The sequence below is a fragment of the Paenibacillus sp. 2003 genome, assembly GCF_031455635.1.
Taxonomy (GTDB): Bacteria; Bacillota; Bacilli; order Paenibacillales; family Paenibacillaceae; genus Paenibacillus; species Paenibacillus amylolyticus_B.
The window spans coordinates 41,464-56,451 of sequence record NZ_JAVDTB010000012.1; the positions used below are offsets into that span (position 1 = coordinate 41,464).

Below are 14,988 nucleotides of genomic sequence, written 5' to 3' on the forward strand. Positions count from 1 at the left end.
GCAGCAATGACATTACCCGCACTTTTCATTGCGCATGGTTCTCCCGCTCTGGCGGTGGAGAGCAATGACTACACTCACTTCTTGAACCAGCTTGGAGACAGGCTGCCGGCTCCGAAAGCCATTGTTGTATTTACGGCGCATTGGGATTGTCCTGAACCGTCCGTGACGATGGATGATACACATCAGACCTTGCATGATTTTTACGGATTTCCTTCTACGATGTATACGATGGAATACCCTGCATCTGGGCAGCCAGATTTAGCGAACGAGATTTGTGCTTTGTTCACCCGCAGCAATCTGGCACATCAGCCGATTCGAGGCCGAGGGCTGGATCATGGCGTATGGGTACCGTTGCTCCATATGTATCCCGAGGCTAACATTCCTGTGATTGCTGTATCTGTAGACTCGCTGCGTACGCCGCAGGAACAGTATGATATTGGCCGAATGCTGGAACAGCTGCGTCATGATGATGTCTTAATCATTGGCAGCGGTGGAACGGTTCACAATTTACGATTGCTGGGCAATACGGATGAACCGCAAGAGTGGGCGGTGGAGTTTGATAACTGGATCGGGGAGCGTTTGCAGCAGTGGAACACAAGAGAACTGTTTCAATATGAGAAAAAAGCCCCTCATGCACGCACGGCAGTTCCGTCGTATGGTACAGAACACCTTGCACCTTTGTTCTACGCCATGGGTACAGCGGATATGTCCCGATCAGCGAAGCGTCTATTCCAGTCTTACCCTTATGGAACGCTCAGTTTGAACTGCTGGCAGTTTGGAGACGGCGTGTAACTTGGAACAGACAACAGCCTGATTATGTTGTTTGAAGCCAGTTGGGTACGGATAACGTGTGTTAATGTATACAATTACAATATATAAACAAAAGAAGGTTCCTGTACACCCTTAATGGGCTATAGGAACCTTCTTTTAACACAAGGACTTATTCATGCAATAGATCTTTATTTGCGGATTTCGAACAATTCACAGTCTGTACGCGAATGATAAGCGAGCTCACTGACACTGGATTGTACCACTACGGTGTTGCTGTCAAAACGGATAATGATGCCACCGGAGTCAATCTGGTGATTATCTTTAAAAACTCGAACCTTATACTTCATATTCATGGCTTCCTGGAAGTCCGCATCGGTCTCGAGACGTCGCTGGGTCGGCATATCGTGTACTCCTTTGAAGTTCAACTTTATTTCATCATAATACGATTTTCTGTGGATGGGCAAGTCAGTCAGGCATTCGGGCAGATTTTTGAAAAGTAAAAAGCCCTGCTCTCCAGGGGGATTGGGAGCAGGGCCGAGAATTCTATGAATGATTGCTTAAGCTGTTTTTTGAGTAGGGCTAATCGTTGGTGTGTCTTTAGGAAGATTACCTTTGTTGTTACGAGTGAACAATCCGCGAAGGTAAGGCAGTACCCAGTGATCCAGACCGATTTTACCTGCATTTGCACCAGCAACCACAAGGAAGATTTCCATTACAACCAGTTGAGCATTCGTGCTTACTGTTCCCGAGAAGAGGAACGCGAAGTTCATGACCATAGCCATCAGTGCTGCTAGTGTAGTGAAGCAACCGAGGATGAGACCCAAACCTACAAGGAATTCACCCAATGGGATAACGAAGTCGAACAGTCCTGCGTTTGGTACTGCGAATTTCTCAAGGAACGTTGCCCACCAAGCTTGGACAGCCGGGTGATCACCTGTTGCTTTTTCTACCGCACCAGCCAAGAACCCGCCAGCTTCGAATCCGCCGGTCAATTTGCTCCATCCGTGAGTCATCCAATCATAACCGATATACACCCGAAGTACTGTTAAAATCCACATTGCTACTTTGTTTTCTCTAAGCCATTGGTTTGTGCTGAACATATGAACCACTCCTTCATGGAATTTAGTGTGTGTTGTTTTTGTTTTTTCTAAGTGATCACCTTTGATGTCTTTATTGTATAGTTCAAAAGTTGTTTTGTTTGTGATTAAAATCACAATCTAGTTCAAATTTTAAGTAAGGTTTGAGAAGTTCACATTTAGGACATATTTTTCTGGCTATATGCTGTTTCAAATGTGAATTTCAAGCTGTATCAAGGCCTTCTAGGCGCAGACAAATCGGATGGGGTGTGATTAAATGGAAAGAAATACGTGAAATGGTTGCCCACATGAGACATATATCACAACTTAGAACCAGGCCATATCGTTCAGGAGGTCCTCTATTGAAGCTTTTTAAATGGAACAAAGCAGCATCGGCTGCATCTCTGTTTATTCTCTCATTAAGTCTTGTTGCCTGCCAAAACCAGGAGGTGTTGCAGATGCCAGTTCAGCCAGAACCGACACCTGCACCTGTACAAGAAGAACACGTGGAGGAATCCAACACGTCTCTCTATACAGCACCTCTGACAGGTCTACCTGTAGATGAAGCGATTACGCGTCGACCACTCGCCGTAATGATTAATAATGCACCCGCAGCTCGGCCCCAATCGGGTCTAAGTTCAGCCGATATCATTCTTGAAGTTCTCGCTGAGGGAGGCATTACCCGCTTCATAGCCATCTTCCAGAGTGAAGGCGGTGCGGAGACAGTTGGACCCGTTCGCAGTATACGTCCATATCTAATTGAGCTCGGCGAGAGTTATGATGGGGTCCTTGTTCATGCCGGAGGCAGTCCGGAGGCGTATTCCATTTTGCAAAGGCAGAAGAAACAGCATATGGATGAAATCTCGAATGGTGGACCTTACTTCTGGCGTTCCTCGGATCGTAAAGCCCCACATAATCTGTATACTTCAGCGGACAAGCTGAGAGAAGGGTCAGATATCAAGGGTTACAGCCATGATTTCAAGTCGCCGGTATACAACTATAACGAAGAAGGCGCGACATCCGCAGGAGAGGCAGTGAAGCAATTCGATATCCATTATTTATTGGATAGTTACCGGGTGACGTATGATTATGATGAAGTTAGCGGACGATATATGAGAATGGTGAATGGCAAGGCAGATCAGGATATGGATAATGAAACTCAACTTGGTGCAGCGAACATCATTGTGGCAGGTGCAGATCACAAGGTCCTCGATAGTGTAGGTCGGTTGTCCGTTAATTTGGAACAGGGCGGGGAAGCCATGTTGTTTCAGAAGGGCAAGATGATTCGTGGGCAGTGGGTGAAGAAGCAGGGAGATATTATACGGTTTGTTCAGGGTGGCAGTGAAGTTGCTCTTGTGCCGGGTAAAACCTTTATCAGCATTGTTCCCAATCAACCGGAATTTTCCAGTCATGTGAAGCTCGCTGTGCAGCAATAAAAGGATGTAATGAAAGAAAACAATGAAACATGTATCCATTTGTCGTCGAAAAGGCATTATATTTGTCCTTAGCGTAAAAAGTAGAATCGTGTCGGTTCTGTATTTTGATGTCGAATTGTAAACGCAGTGTAAAATCTTGACTTGAATTTACCATTATTCCAAATAATTAAGATTCATTTCAGATTAATGTGATAAGAATATAAAAAAGGATCACACCTTTTGTACAAACCATGAAACAAATATGATAAGATATCAAAGGTTGTCATTTCATGTTTCATCGGTTGTCGGCAATTTTTCTCGTAAAGGGGATAGAGCTATGAAGCTTAAGAAGAAGAAGGATATATTTTTTGAGACACTGGAGAATATGGCAGATACGGTTGTTCAAGCGGCAGATTATTTCTCCCAGCATGTTTCCAACCTTCAGGATGTGACTCTTTTTGCTAATGAAATGAAGAAGTACGAGTCGAAATGTGATGATTACGTGCATACGATCATTACAGAACTCAACAAAACATTTATCACGCCGATCGAACGCGATGATATTATGGAGCTGACAACAACACTTGATGACGTATTGGACGGACTCGAAGCAACGGCTTCCCGTTTCTATATGTACCAACTGACAGATCCAGATGATGAGTTCGTCATACAGTTTGCTGAAATTTTGCGCCAATCGGCTTACGAAATTCAGAAGGCGATCCATCTGCTGTCTCAGAAAAAATTGCTCGCGATCCGTGAGTATACCATTCGTTTGAATGATCTGGAAAACCAAGGCGACGAAGTGCTGCGCATGTGTATCAAACATCTCTTCGCTACCGTGTCTGATCCGATTGAACTGATCAAGCGTAAGGAAATTTACGAACGTCTTGAGACAACAACGGATGCTTGTGAAGACGTGGCGAACGTGCTTGAATCCATCATTATGCGTAATTCTTAAGGAGCCAGAGAATAATGGAAACAACGATTTGGGTATTGGGTATAGTCGTCTTCCTTGCACTGGCGTTTGACTTCATCAACGGTTTTCACGACACGGCCAATGCCATTGCGACTTCGGTCTCAACCCGAGCACTGACGCCGCGTCGAGCTATTCTTATGGCAGCGGTGATGAACTTTGTCGGTGCGATGATGTTCACAGGCGTTGCGAAGACGATTGGTGGGAGTGTGACCGACCCCACCACGCTGGATAACGGGATAGAGGTCGTCATAGTCACCTTGATCTCAGCGATTATCTGGAACCTGGTTACATGGTGGTTTGGTATTCCGTCTTCTTCCTCACATGCACTTATTGGAGCCCTTGCAGGTGCCGTGCTCGTTGGCGCAGGATCTGATAAAGTGAAATGGAGCGGATTCATTGATATCGTCGGAGGTTTGTTATTATCACCTCTGATCGCATTTGCCATTGGTTATGTGGTCATGACGATTCTCAAATATATTTTCGCCAAACGCAGTCCGCATAATGTGAACAAAGGTTTCCGTACGGTACAGATTTTCACGGCAGCACTGCAAGCATTCACGCATGGTACGAATGATGCACAGAAAGCGATGGGGATTATTACCTTTGCTCTGGTTGCAGCAGGTGTGCAGGATAATCTGGATGTTCCGCTGTGGGTTAAAATCTCAGCAGCAACTGCGATGGCTCTGGGTACATCCATTGGTGGTTGGAAAATCATCAAAACGATGGGTACCAAAATCTTTAAAATTGAACCGATCAACGGTTTTGCGGCGGATCTGTCAGCTGCATCCGTTATTTTCACAGCAACGTTGCTTCACCTTCCAGTTAGTACAACGCACGCGATCACATCAGCTATTCTGGGTGTGGGCTCCGCGAAACGTTTCTCTGCGGTGAAATGGGGACTTGCTGGACGTATTATTATTACGTGGTTCATTACGATTCCGATTACAGGGGCACTGGCAGGATTATTGTACTGGATTATTTTCTAAAAAGAGAAGTTATCCCGAACAAATTCGGAGTTACCAGACAATCTGTTCATAACTGTGTGAATATCGGGATATGTGGATAAATATACAACCAAAATCAAGAGACGCCTGTGCATGAACGTGTGGACAGGCTGGATATGTGGATAGCCATCCGTGGAATGATAAACCAAAAGAAGATATTCCTGTGGATACAGGGAACTGTGGATAGGGAAATGAGAGAAGCCAACAGGGTTGGCTTTTTTTGTTGTCGAGTTTGAAGGCACCTGTGTACAATAACGTAAAGATACAGGACAAGGATGTGATCTGATTTATGATTCGTACACTCGCCATTACACGAGAACATCAAGTCTCCGTTAACGTACCACTTACACAGCTGGATCTGAACGATTACGCCTGGGTATGGGCCGATTTTAACCAGCCGACGGAAGAGGAAAGCCGTTTGCTGGATACATATTTTCATTTTCACCCTTTAGCTATTGAGGACTGTCTGCATGTGTTGCAGCGGCCAAAGCTTGATTATTATGATAATCTGCAGTTTCTTGTACTGCATGCACTGAACCCGTCCACACTGGAAGCCGAGGAGGTTGACTTGTTTCTTGGATCAAACTTCCTAGTGTCTTTTCATCATGGCGTATTGGAGGAAGTGGATGAAGCGTGGGAGCGCTTGTTGCACCATGCACATGAACGAACCATCTGGGCGCGAGGTCCGGTGGCAGCAGCCTATACGGTGATGGACAAGCTGGTCGATCATTATTTTCCGTCTTTATTTGCGATTGAGGATGAACTGGCTGAACTGGAGAACCGGGGTGGACAAGAATCGGTTGAAGACTTGATGAACCAGGTGTTTGATCTGCGGACTCGATTGCTGAAGCTTAGAAGAACTGTAGTACCGATGCGGGATCTGCTCTATCGGGTGGTGAACTCCCAGCATGTGCAGCGAACAGGTGAACATACGGCTTATTTTACTGATATCTATGACCACTTATTGAAGCTGACGGACATGATTGAAGCCGATCGGGAGATGACCGCTGACCTGCGCGACAGTTATATTTCCCTGAACTCCAACCGGATGAATCAGATCATGAAGACACTCACGGTGATTACGACTGTATTTATGCCGCTCACACTGATCGCGGGTATTTATGGCATGAACTTTGCCTATATGCCTGAGCTTCAGTGGAAATTTGGGTATGGTGCGGTGCTGCTGTTAATGTTTGTGCTTGGCGGGAGTATGGTGGCCTGGTTTGTGAAGCGCGGTTGGTTTAAGTAGGGCAAATGGTGTCTGTTATCAAAATGTATATAATGTAATAAGCGATGATCTTTTTGGCACATGTGGATGCACAAAAAAAGATCATCGCTTATGGTCTCCAAAATTCCAGCAGGCTGCTGGATGTTCTAGAATTTAGCGTCACAGTGAGGGTCATCAAGATCGGGATGTTCTGAAATCTCCCGGTAATGCTGGAGCTTATACGTTATAATGTCTGAGGTTTCATGCAGTCTCGATATCTCCTGCTGAATTTTACGCTGATGCTCTTCAAGGATGGAGTATCTCGTAGACAGAGTTTCAGGTCCCTGTTCAGATAACTCTCGATAGTGCTTCATTTGTTCTATGGTCATCCCGGTGGCCTTGAGCCTTGTCAAAAAAATAATGCCAAGGATATGATCCTTGCTATATTGTCGATGCCCGTTTGCTTTTCTCTCTGCATAAGGTAGTAGGCCTATTTTTTCATAATATCGGATGGTATCTTCAGTTAAACTGGTTAGATTGGCTGCTTCCCGGATGGAAGTAACGATGTCTGGAATGTTCTGCATGAGATCAGACTCCTTAGTATTGGAATTACCAAGGTAGTTCTCCACCGTTTCCATGGAATCCTCCTGAGGGCCCATTTTCATCCAGGACAGCTAACTTAACAACTATAGCAGCTGCTTGCTTCACGGTGCCTAATCCTGTGAAGCCGTTCAGGTCGGTTGCTGTAAAGCCGGGATCAGCAGAATTGATCTTGAGCGGTGTGTTTCTGAATTCTTTGGCAAGCGTAACGGTGAACATGTTAACGGCTGCTTTACTGCTGTTGTAAGCGAGTAGGTTAAATTGGGCATGTTCGTGCGTGGGATCGCTATTATATGCAAGTGAGCCGAGGCCACTTGTCAGGTTGACGATTCGGCCTGCAGAGGATTGCTGTAATAAAGGCAGCATCGCCTGAGTAACGGAGATCATACCGAAGAAATTGGTGTCGTAGGTTTTCCGAATGTCCTCCAGAGAGATCTGACTGGGCGGAGTGGCCCCTCCAGCAGAGATTCCTGCATTATTAATCAACACGTCCAGGGAGCCAAACTTTTGCTTAATCTGACTGACAGCTGCCTCAATGGTAGCTTGGCGGGTTACATCAAGCATGATTGAATGAGCCTCGATATTTTTGTTAACCAGAAGTTGAGCTGCTTCCTCGCCTTTTAGTTCATTTCTCGCTCCCAGGAGAATGACATATCCCATTTTTCCTAACTGCAGAGCGGTTTCAAATCCGATTCCTTTGTTGGCCCCGGTAATTAGAGCGTACCTTTTCGTTTGCATCTGTTATTCCTCTTTTCATGAGTAATGTATAAGCCTGTGGTGGTGATCTCCGAATGGTACAACTTGGAGTGTGCTCCAAGTCAACAGGGGAATTTAGAAGAAGCAGATCGGGACGGGAGCGCACAAATAACCGAATACCCGTCTGTATCAGACTTTTGCATTCGGTTAAATATGTTTTTAATGATATCCACATGTGAATAAGTTTTCGCTGAAACGAGCTGTGTATAACTTACGACGTTTTCCTGTTACTCCATTTCAAGAACAAAAGAAGTTGTAGCTGCTTCTTTGCCATTCACAACAATCGTTAACGTATGCAGTCCAGCATAATATTTTCTCGTTGTGATGATTTTGAACGATTGTTTAGTGGCTACCTTGGTTCTGCCTGTTGGGTACATTTTATCGGAGCATTTGAATCGTTTAGGGGCCTGTTTGCCGTTTGCCTTCATATAACCCATCTCATATTCAATTCGCAGCATCTGTGACTCGCCGCTCTCATTAACGACATCAAACGAAAAATGAAGATCCTCGCCAATGCTAATCGTATCCTGGACAAGCTGAAGCTGCTCAATGTGAATCGAATCCTGCTCGTTATAACCAAAAAGACTTAGTGCTTTGCTATGTCCTTTCTTTAGCAATGACCTGCTGGCATGCCGGACAATCCAGTCTGTGTGTACATGTTGTCCGTACCAGGTCGTGGCCAGATCCATAACCAGTTCAGGGTGGTCCTTGGAGATGTCATTCAGATGATTGGCGACACTTTTGCGAACATAGAGGGACTCGTCCTGTTTCAATGCATGCAGAATCGGAAGTACAGGTGTTGGATCAGTGATAAAGTTCTGGAGTTTGGCACCCCATGGCAAACGTGGCCGGCTGCCCTCACTGGCAAGTCTGCGGATATGCTCGTTGTTGCTCTCTGCCCACGCCATCATATGTTTCATCGTTTGGATTGGATAATGTTCAATAAACGGGCGTACCGCGAACTCCGAGCTGGAATAAGGTGTGAAGAGGGCCAGATACTTCATGGATAACTCGTAATCCTCTGGGTCAAGTCCGTTCACTTCGATAAAATCCGGTACAAATAGATATTCAACGCCTCGCATCATTGGGGCGGCTTGTTCGATAATATGTAATGCTTCCTCATAATTGTCCGGCAGTACCTGGGTCAAAGCCAGTGTGATTCTGCGAATGCGCGCTTTGAATTCCAACTGTTCCCAGCCTTCAGCGAAAACCAATTCATGAAATTGCTGTGTATCCAGCTTAGGGTAGAATTGGCGTAACTGTTCGCTGGTCCGATCGATTAATGCGGGAGTGTATTTGTCTTTGATAAGTTCCATGGTCCGCCTCCTTTAGTTACTATCCAGTATACCTCAAATTACAGAAATAAGAACGTAAGTTCCTAAAATTTATTTATATAAGGATGAACGGTGTTAAGGCACCCGCCTTCTGTAAGGGGGTGCCTGAATTTTCTTAACCTTTGCGACTTTTGGGACGGCGCTTCGTGGAATTGGATTTGCGGCGGACTGGAGTTGTATTGCGGCGACGTGGAACCGTTGTTGTTTTGTTCCGACGTTTACTTTTGCGTTTCCGGGGCGGCGTATATTCTTCATAGTCCGCATCAGCTGCGCTTTTATTCGTTTTTCCTTTTCCAAAAGGCAGAATGCCCATAACGAGTTTCATCATCGGAGCCATCTGCTGGATGCCACCAACGACCTTCTGCATTTTGCCTATTCCACTCATGATTCCATCAATTCCGCCGAAGCGGTCGATCATTCCTTTTAACTCACCGATGTTGGCTAACGAAAAGCCGGTACTGCCAGTAGCAGGCGCCGTTACCGGAGCTGGGGGAACAACCTGAGCTGCACCTCCATAAAAGTTCCCGCCAGCCACACCCTGCCCATAGGGTACGACTGCAGAAGCTTCGACTTCACCAAAGCCCGGGTAGTGTGGTTCTACGCCAGGATACATCGGTTGAATTTGAGTTTCATTTAAAGACCGCGGAACCACACTGGGCGGCATATAGGCAGAAGTATGTGCCTGCCGATGAGCATGAGAAGACGGACGCTGCCCTGGTGCTGGCTGGCGGTGATAATAATGCTGTGGCATGAACGATCACGTTCCTTCTATTGGATTTCGGAATTGCGTTCCATGAGTTGCATGACAGATGTACATCATAGACCCTTGTGGAACTCCCTTTTGTTATACTGTATGTCATTCGCGGAGAGACGGCGTAGGCGGGTATCCCGGAAAACGGGATATTTGCGGATTTGGGCGCATGCAAGATGGCAGGTTCACGAAGAGTAAAATGCAGTTTAGACACAAAATTGTAACATTTAGGAGGGTTGAAATCCTACATAAGCAATCGGATATATACAGGTGAAAACTGGGAAATAACGCGGTAATTTCGCCCGATGTACGCGAGGGGAGGACAATAGTACCATTTGTAAGCGGTAACATGTATTTTTATTCTGTAGTGCGTGAAATCGGTAACGCTTGAAATACCAACTCAGGGTGAGTACAATGTAGGTACACAGTAACCGCTAGGGGATGATGATGAAATGCAGCTGAAAAAGCTAAATGATAAAAGCATTGAACAACTATTCGAGGCTATTTTGACGCTAAAAGATATTGAAGAGTGTTATGTTTTCTTTGATGACCTCTGCACAGTTAACGAGATCCAATCCATGTCCCAGCGGCTGGAAGTGGCTCGTATGTTGGGTAAAGGCAATACGTATAACCAGATTGAAGCAGAGACAGGTGCGAGTACAGCTACAATTTCACGTGTGAAACGCTGCCTGAATTACGGCAATGATGGTTATAAAATGACGCTGGAACGCCTGGGACGCTAACATGAAGAAGCGGGGTGTACTCATCATCAGTCACGGTTCACAGGAGCAGACCTGGGTGGAATCCGTCGATGACGCGATCTCCCGGTTGAATCTGCCTATTCCGTTACCGGTTGAAGCCGGTTTTCTTGAACTTGTGGAAGGACGCCTGATCCAGGACGGTATCGACCGACTGGAAGCACAAGGCGTAACCGATATTCTGGTCGTACCTCTATTTGTTTCGTCCGGGAGTACACATGTGGATGAAATTGAATATGCCATTGGTGCAAAGGAAACGCCTGATCGCGAAACGGATCTGGAACCGTTCGATGTGAAGGCTCGGGTTCACTTCGGTTATCCAGTGGATAACGATCCGGATATTGCCGTGATGGTGTGGGACAAGGTCCGATTACTGTCGCAGCAACCGGAGAAGGAAACGATCCTGCTTGTAGGCCATGGGAGTATTCATGATGGTTTTCGTGAGCGTTGGGAAGCTGGAATTTCTTCCCTTGCAGAGCTTGTACAGGAAGTTAGTGGTGTAGCCCATACGGATTATGCATTGCTGAATCCGGAGAGTGTGTACGACAAAGTGAAGTACTGGAGCGAAGAGCGGGGGAACCGAGTCATTGTGGCGCCGCTGTTTTTGAGTGCCGGTTATTTCACGAGGAACGTTATCCCGGATCGGCTGCAGGAGCTGGACTATGTGTACAGCGGTGAGACACTATTGCCACATCCATTGCTTGGGCAGTGGCTGGAGCGCCAGATCCAGATTTTGCTGGAGAGATGTAATGAGGTTAAAGCTTCTTCATGGAGTGATCGCTTTGGCATAGGTATGTGATCACATCGCTCGCAGTAATGTCGCATCAAGTGATTTGAACTCCATAGCTTCATAAACAATTAAACCACGTCGAAGGACGTGGTTTTTGTTTGTTGTAGATCACTTGAAAGAGATTGGGCTATCCATTAATGGGTGCGTGCAATTGCAGATGTAGCTCCAGTAAACTTATTAATTGGTCAACGATCTCCTCGGCCGGATAAGGCATGGAATTCATAATCCACCACTCCAGGAGGCCCACAGCAGCGGAAGCAAGAAACTGTATGGTAATCTCTTTTTTCATACCTTCCTGGATGCCACAGGCATCCATCTGTTCCTCCACTCCCTGGACCAACAATGTCATCAACTTACTACGGAATGCCGGAATACCTTTTTTGGTTAGAAGTGTGGTATAGGTAGTGGCATGCTGTTCCAGATAACGGAAAGTTCTGAGCAGCGCATCCTTGGCCGTAACGGGTGTTGTAGTAGAGCTTTCGATCATACAGGCATCCAACAACTGCTGCAAATAGGTCTCAATGCATTGATCCAACAGGTCGAACTTGTCAGCGTAATGCAAATAGATGGTTCCTCGGTTTACATTAGCCCGATCAGCAATATCGTTTATCGTAATTTGCTCGAAATCCTGTTCCTCCAATAACCCCACAAAAGCTTCGATTATCGCCTTTCGTGTCTTGAGTACACGTCTGTCCATGGCCCCTCCTATGATGGTTTTCAACAATAAGCAATCATTCGTTGATTATTCAACAAAAACGGATATTTTAACGATTGAAGCACAGTAGGTGCTTTGTTACTCTTATTTTATCAACAAATGTTGATAAAACAACAATTATCTATAAAATATGAAATAGAGGGATAACCAATGAAGATATTAGTGTATGGTGCGGGTGTTTTGGGCAGTCAACTGGCGCACGTTCTGGTGCGTGGTGGCAATGATGTCACTCTTCTGGCTAGAGGGAAGCGAGCGGAAGAGCTGGAGAAGGATGGAGTCGTCATCCGGCATATGTTTCAATTCAAAACGACAGTTGATCCGGTTCGGGTAACCAGAACGTTGGAAGTGGATGACCAATATGATCTTATTTTTGTTGTCATGAAATATAATGATTTTCCTTCTGTGTTACCTATTCTGGCAGACAATCAGAGCAGCAATATTGTGATTGTGGGAAACAACGCAGATGCACGAAGCATGCAAAACTTTTTGGAGGAAAACAGCAAGGTGGCAAAACAGGTCGCGTTTGGATTCCAGGTGAGTGGAGGGAAGCGTGAAAAGGACCGCATGTTATCGATCGGTGGAGGTGGCGGACAAATGGTGATTGGCAGTCTGGACGGTGATATCAACTTTAAACCTTTGCTGGATCAAGCTTTCCAACATGTGAAATACAAGTTGAATGTTCTGAGCGATATTGATGCCTGGCTGAAAAGCCATATCATCCCCATTCTGATGCTTAATGCGGTGAGTTTTAATGAGGAGCGTGAGTTGATCAAGTTGGACGGGAACAGAAAGCAAATCCAACATATGATTGGGGCGATGGATGAAGGCTTTAGCGTTCTTGAAGCTATGGGCATAACGATTATACCGGAGATTCAGGCTAAAATGATTCGCAAGCATCAACGGATGTTGTACCTTCTGTTGAAGATCTATAGTGTGCTTCCAATTCATAAGCTGATTGCGGGTTCTTTTGGAGAGATTGAGGCGTTAAATAATGCATTTACCGATTGGAAAAAGACAACAGGCACCCCGACTCCCCATTGGGACGTGCTGAAAAGAGATTTTACTATCCTTAGATGAAGTGTTGCTCATTAACCCAATACCGACTACAATAAAACCAACTAATAAAATGGGGATAAGGTGATATACAGTGCGGGAAGTGCCCATGCGTTATGTGAAAGCAAATCAGGTCGGTATTGTATTGTTTGTTTTACTCTCGTTTGTGTTCAATCCAATTGTAGTTCTGGGAGCGCTGTGGAGCATTCAGGTGGTTGGTCTGGCTTCCAGTGGCAAGCTTAATCTGTTTGTGCAAATTGGGAAAGCTGTGTTGACTGGTAAAGGTACAGAGACGCAGGCGGTGGAGCTTCAGCGATTCAACAATATTCTGGCGGTACTCTTCCTGTCTCTGGCACTCATCTCGTTCTCGCTTGGCTGGGTAGGCGCAGGTTATGTATTCTCCGTTATGCTTCTCGCGGCTGCAAGCGCGGCGCTGCTAGGTTATTGTGTAGGCTGCACCGTCTATTTCTGGTATAAACAGCTGCGTGCAGGGCGAAAAATCGGATTTTGAGGTTGGCTAAAGAAGTGATACAGGTATCCGGGATACTACGATAACTTCATAAAAAAATCCCCTTCAAGTGAACTGTTCACTTGAAGGGGATTTTTTTATCTAAACCAGGCTTTGTTTAAATTGTTGGTAAAATTGTTATCGTTGAAGGGCACGTTGGCGCTACCGAAGTTTGTCGTGTTGAGTGCATTTCGTGCCGCAGAAGTCAGATCGTCCCATCCGATTAAAGGCTGAGTTCCGCCAACAGCGTTAGTAACGCCAAGCTCATGGTTTAGTGGCCAGGTACTATTATATGAAATCAACGGATGATTACCTTGTGTATTGGTATTGCTCGGTGTGACGTTGGTGAACTGTCCGTGACCGGAATAGGCGATGGAGAGGATTTGGGGATTGGCCGCTGCCGGGTTATCTACCCACACGACGATTCCTTCCCAATCGTGACGATGGCCGAGTCCGGAAGAAGGGGAGTCTTTGGGGAAATACCACGAATACATGATGGCCCACACCCCATTGTGCCATGCGGAGCGGGAGTAGATCTGCCCTGTACTTGAGCTACAGTTCCCATTCGATGACCCGGACGTATTCAAGCCAGCGCTGGTATTGCCCTGTTGATCCACTGCGGGAAAAGGCACACAACCATGATAGACCTTCAAAAACGGCTGAAAACGCTTGGCTGCTTGTTGCATTACGGTGACTGGTGTGACTTCCTGGAATCCGACAACCTGGTCATGATTAATTTCTGCTGCTTCAACAACGGTGACCCAAGGAATACATGCCATAAGAAAGACCAGGAGCATTAACACGATTTTTTTCATATACACTTCTCCTTCAAGGGTATGATGTGGTGCTAAGTTGAGGGTTCACTAAAACTATATTGGAAAAAGGTTTATGTTATTTATCTTTTCATCTTAAGAATTGTAAATTTGTAGCATATCTATGTCATAATCGTATGAAGATCATCGAAATCGAAGACTAATTCCTGTCCAAGCGGGCAGAATGGTTGATTAATGAGACTATTTTACATAAAAGGTAGTGGGGAAGATTCAGGATCGGTGCGTGAGGTTTATTGGATAATGGATGGATTAGTGGGTACCTATATGAAAAAATATACTTATGGATTACAGGCTAGGACATCTTTACATTTGATGATATGATAGGAGTTAAAGGCTTTGGAATGAGACGGAATTCCTGATGCATAGATATAGGTAAGACGAAAGATTAGAGCAACATTAACGGAAGTTCATTATTGTGTAAAAAATATGCCCTTTTGTGGA

The 14,988-nt window shown here is 45.5% G+C and carries 17 protein-coding genes; 9 read left to right on the forward strand and 8 right to left on the reverse strand.

From position 1 onward, the window contains the following. Window positions 1-6: 6 nt before the first annotated feature. The gene (locus tag J2X75_RS27965; RefSeq protein ID WP_192135986.1) at window positions 7-792 is read left to right on the forward strand and encodes a DODA-type extradiol aromatic ring-opening family dioxygenase; all 786 of its coding nucleotides are present in this window, start codon (window positions 7-9) and stop codon (window positions 790-792) included. A 167-nt stretch (window positions 793-959) separates the two neighbouring features. Here J2X75_RS27965 and J2X75_RS27970 read toward each other — a convergent pair whose 3' ends face one another. After that, window positions 960-1,172, reverse strand: coding sequence for a hypothetical protein (locus J2X75_RS27970; RefSeq protein WP_017690673.1), 213 nt, complete (start codon window positions 1,170-1,172; stop codon window positions 960-962). A gap of 156 nt (window positions 1,173-1,328) precedes the next feature. Beyond that, entirely contained in the window at window positions 1,329-1,871 is a 543-nt protein-coding gene (locus J2X75_RS27975; protein WP_091019780.1) for a DoxX family protein, read from the reverse strand. 338 nt (window positions 1,872-2,209) lie between these two features. Here J2X75_RS27975 and J2X75_RS27980 point away from each other — a divergent pair, with 338 nt between their 5' ends. The 4 genes from J2X75_RS27980 (at window position 2,210) to corA (ending at window position 6,491) form a co-directional block, all read left to right on the forward strand. Further along, complete coding sequence (locus J2X75_RS27980) at window positions 2,210-3,283, forward strand: DUF3048 domain-containing protein (RefSeq protein WP_310342529.1); 1,074 nt, start codon at window positions 2,210-2,212, stop codon at window positions 3,281-3,283. A 316-nt stretch (window positions 3,284-3,599) separates the two neighbouring features. Next, entirely contained in the window at window positions 3,600-4,220 is a 621-nt protein-coding gene (locus J2X75_RS27985; RefSeq protein WP_017690670.1) for a DUF47 domain-containing protein, read from the forward strand. 14 nt (window positions 4,221-4,234) lie between these two features. After that, window positions 4,235-5,224 carry an inorganic phosphate transporter gene (locus J2X75_RS27990; RefSeq protein WP_036668387.1) on the forward strand — a complete coding sequence of 330 codons (990 nt, stop codon included), beginning with the start codon at window positions 4,235-4,237 and terminating at the stop codon, window positions 5,222-5,224. A gap of 307 nt (window positions 5,225-5,531) precedes the next feature. Continuing rightward, window positions 5,532-6,491, forward strand: coding sequence for a magnesium/cobalt transporter CorA (gene corA, locus J2X75_RS27995; RefSeq protein ID WP_036668386.1), 960 nt, complete (start codon window positions 5,532-5,534; stop codon window positions 6,489-6,491). Between the two features lie 125 nt (window positions 6,492-6,616). On the opposite strand, the gene J2X75_RS28000 is transcribed toward corA, so the two are convergent. The 4 genes from J2X75_RS28000 to J2X75_RS28015 all read right to left on the reverse strand — a co-directional run bounded on the left by J2X75_RS28000 (window position 6,617) and on the right by J2X75_RS28015 (window position 9,890). After that, window positions 6,617-7,087, reverse strand: coding sequence for a MerR family transcriptional regulator (locus J2X75_RS28000; protein ID WP_307539919.1), 471 nt, complete (start codon window positions 7,085-7,087; stop codon window positions 6,617-6,619). Beyond that, complete coding sequence (locus J2X75_RS28005; RefSeq protein ID WP_307539917.1) at window positions 7,059-7,787, reverse strand: SDR family oxidoreductase; 729 nt, start codon at window positions 7,785-7,787, stop codon at window positions 7,059-7,061. The genes J2X75_RS28000 and J2X75_RS28005 overlap by 29 nt, the downstream gene beginning before the upstream one ends. A gap of 245 nt (window positions 7,788-8,032) precedes the next feature. Continuing rightward, window positions 8,033-9,121: a DNA alkylation repair protein gene (locus J2X75_RS28010; protein WP_310342536.1), complete on the reverse strand. Its 1,089-nt coding sequence runs from the start codon at window positions 9,119-9,121 to the stop codon at window positions 8,033-8,035. A 133-nt stretch (window positions 9,122-9,254) separates the two neighbouring features. Then, window positions 9,255-9,890, reverse strand: coding sequence for a tyrosine protein kinase (locus tag J2X75_RS28015; protein ID WP_310342539.1), 636 nt, complete (start codon window positions 9,888-9,890; stop codon window positions 9,255-9,257). Between the two features lie 452 nt (window positions 9,891-10,342). On the opposite strand from J2X75_RS28015, the gene J2X75_RS28020 reads away from it, so the two are divergent. Both J2X75_RS28020 and J2X75_RS28025 read left to right on the forward strand, forming a co-directional pair. Next, window positions 10,343-10,633, forward strand: a complete 291-nt coding sequence (locus J2X75_RS28020; protein ID WP_017690665.1) for a YerC/YecD family TrpR-related protein — start codon at window positions 10,343-10,345, stop codon at window positions 10,631-10,633. Between the two features lies 1 nt (window position 10,634). Beyond that, entirely contained in the window at window positions 10,635-11,447 is an 813-nt protein-coding gene (locus J2X75_RS28025; RefSeq protein ID WP_310342541.1) for a sirohydrochlorin chelatase, read from the forward strand. Between the two features lie 118 nt (window positions 11,448-11,565). Here J2X75_RS28025 and J2X75_RS28030 read toward each other — a convergent pair whose 3' ends face one another. Next, entirely contained in the window at window positions 11,566-12,135 is a 570-nt protein-coding gene (locus J2X75_RS28030) for a TetR/AcrR family transcriptional regulator (protein ID WP_310342545.1), read from the reverse strand. Window positions 12,136-12,303: 168 nt separating this feature from the next. On the opposite strand from J2X75_RS28030, the gene J2X75_RS28035 reads away from it, so the two are divergent. Continuing rightward, the gene (locus J2X75_RS28035; protein WP_307539907.1) at window positions 12,304-13,230 is read left to right on the forward strand and encodes a ketopantoate reductase family protein; all 927 of its coding nucleotides are present in this window, start codon (window positions 12,304-12,306) and stop codon (window positions 13,228-13,230) included. A gap of 85 nt (window positions 13,231-13,315) precedes the next feature. Further along, window positions 13,316-13,717: a DUF4395 domain-containing protein gene (locus J2X75_RS28040; protein WP_310342549.1), complete on the forward strand. Its 402-nt coding sequence runs from the start codon at window positions 13,316-13,318 to the stop codon at window positions 13,715-13,717. 95 nt (window positions 13,718-13,812) lie between these two features. Here the strand turns inward: J2X75_RS28040 and J2X75_RS28045 are convergent, their stop codons facing one another. After that, a complete protein-coding gene (locus tag J2X75_RS28045) occupies window positions 13,813-14,529 on the reverse strand; it encodes an NPP1 family protein (protein WP_310342551.1) in 717 nt (238 codons plus the stop codon). Between the last annotated feature and the right edge of the window lie 459 nt (window positions 14,530-14,988).

Coding starts and splice junctions, on each gene's coding strand:
- J2X75_RS27965 (WP_192135986.1), top strand. CDS start 7: ATGACATTACCCGCACTTTTCATTGCGCATGGTTCTCCCGCTCTGGCG.
- J2X75_RS27970 (WP_017690673.1), bottom strand. CDS start 1,172: ATGCCGACCCAGCGACGTCTCGAGACCGATGCGGACTTCCAGGAAGCC.
- J2X75_RS27975 (WP_091019780.1), bottom strand. CDS start 1,871: ATGTTCAGCACAAACCAATGGCTTAGAGAAAACAAAGTAGCAATGTGG.
- J2X75_RS27985 (WP_017690670.1), top strand. CDS start 3,600: ATGAAGCTTAAGAAGAAGAAGGATATATTTTTTGAGACACTGGAGAAT.
- J2X75_RS27990 (WP_036668387.1), top strand. CDS start 4,235: ATGGAAACAACGATTTGGGTATTGGGTATAGTCGTCTTCCTTGCACTG.
- corA (WP_036668386.1), top strand. CDS start 5,532: ATGATTCGTACACTCGCCATTACACGAGAACATCAAGTCTCCGTTAAC.
- J2X75_RS28000 (WP_307539919.1), bottom strand. CDS start 7,087: ATGGAAACGGTGGAGAACTACCTTGGTAATTCCAATACTAAGGAGTCT.
- J2X75_RS28005 (WP_307539917.1), bottom strand. CDS start 7,787: ATGCAAACGAAAAGGTACGCTCTAATTACCGGGGCCAACAAAGGAATC.
- J2X75_RS28010 (WP_310342536.1), bottom strand. CDS start 9,121: ATGGAACTTATCAAAGACAAATACACTCCCGCATTAATCGATCGGACC.
- J2X75_RS28015 (WP_310342539.1), bottom strand. CDS start 9,890: ATGCCACAGCATTATTATCACCGCCAGCCAGCACCAGGGCAGCGTCCG.
- J2X75_RS28020 (WP_017690665.1), top strand. CDS start 10,343: ATGCAGCTGAAAAAGCTAAATGATAAAAGCATTGAACAACTATTCGAG.
- J2X75_RS28025 (WP_310342541.1), top strand. CDS start 10,635: ATGAAGAAGCGGGGTGTACTCATCATCAGTCACGGTTCACAGGAGCAG.
- J2X75_RS28030 (WP_310342545.1), bottom strand. CDS start 12,135: ATGGACAGACGTGTACTCAAGACACGAAAGGCGATAATCGAAGCTTTT.
- J2X75_RS28035 (WP_307539907.1), top strand. CDS start 12,304: ATGAAGATATTAGTGTATGGTGCGGGTGTTTTGGGCAGTCAACTGGCG.
- J2X75_RS28040 (WP_310342549.1), top strand. CDS start 13,316: ATGCGTTATGTGAAAGCAAATCAGGTCGGTATTGTATTGTTTGTTTTA.
- J2X75_RS28045 (WP_310342551.1), bottom strand. CDS start 14,529: ATGAAAAAAATCGTGTTAATGCTCCTGGTCTTTCTTATGGCATGTATT.